At 28.0% G+C, this 999-nt stretch carries 2 protein-coding genes; both read right to left on the bottom strand.

Annotated elements, in window-relative coordinates; translation table 11 throughout:
- Positions 1–202: 202 nt before the first annotated feature.
- Positions 203–529, bottom strand: coding sequence for an ArsR/SmtB family transcription factor (locus tag ACVC2P_RS11060; RefSeq protein WP_452598531.1), 327 nt, complete (start codon positions 527–529; stop codon positions 203–205).
- 92 nt (positions 530–621) lie between these two features.
- On the bottom strand, positions 622–999 hold a 378-nt coding region (locus tag ACVC2P_RS11055), incomplete at its 5' end, for an NINE protein (RefSeq protein ID WP_452598530.1).

The raw sequence follows: 999 nt of genomic DNA, 5'->3' as shown, positions 1-999 counted from the left end.
TAAAGTCCAATTGTTTAATGTCTCTTTTTAATTATAAAAAACACATGCCCTCTTAATTTGATTTATTAAATACTTAGTTAAAGTATAATCGCTTTACTTACTAATGGGTAACCCTTTTTTATAGGTTGTTACAGTTTTTTTATAAAAAATATGACTATAATATTAATATAATGTATCTTATATTGATAGAGATTTAAAATAATTACTTACCACAGTTTACCTGAGTCTTTACAAAGAAATCATTTATAACCCGTCTACAATCATTTAACTTGTTTACGTTAATGGAGTAAAACAAATTTTTACCTTTAGTATCTTGATCTAACAATCCTATTTTTTTTATTTCATTTAAATGTTGGGAAATAGTTGGTTGTGCTAACCCTACATGTTTTACTAACTCATTACAATTGCAATTTTTGTTTTTGCTAATGTGTTGTATAATAGCAATACGTGCTGGATGACCTAATACTTTTGTTATTAAAGCAGTTTGGTTTTGCTGCTCATCGAAAATATATTTTTTAGAAAACCCCATAATTTTTTATTTATATATTGCAATATTACGATAATTACTTAATTTAAAAAAGCCTGAATTATAAGTTCAGGCTCTTGTTTTTTTGTTTATTATTAGAACCAAGGTTTTTTACCAACTTGGTAAGTATTGTAAAATTCTTCGTCAGATTTTGTTAGGTAAATAATACCTTCTATTAAACCAATTATACCAGCAGCACCACAAGTAAGAACAGATGCTATTAATAATATAACACCTTCTTTATTGTAGCCTAATATAAATTTATGGATTCCGAGTCCACCAAATAATATTCCTAAAACACCAGCTAGTACTTTTTTATTTTCACTAGAAGTAACTTCATTAAAGGTTTCTTTGGCACCATCTGCAAACTCAGAAGCGGTTTCTTTGGCTTCTTCAGCGAATTCTGAAGCTTTTTCTTTTGCTTCTCCAGCTATTTTACCAGCTTTATCGGCAGCTTTTTTTCCACCTTCTTT

It is taken from the genome of Pontimicrobium sp. MEBiC01747 (assembly GCF_053601635.1).
This window is presented reverse-complemented; position numbering and strand designations above follow the sequence as displayed.

Coding starts and splice junctions, on each gene's coding strand:
- ACVC2P_RS11060 (WP_452598531.1), bottom strand. CDS start 529: ATGGGGTTTTCTAAAAAATATATTTTCGATGAGCAGCAAAACCAAACT.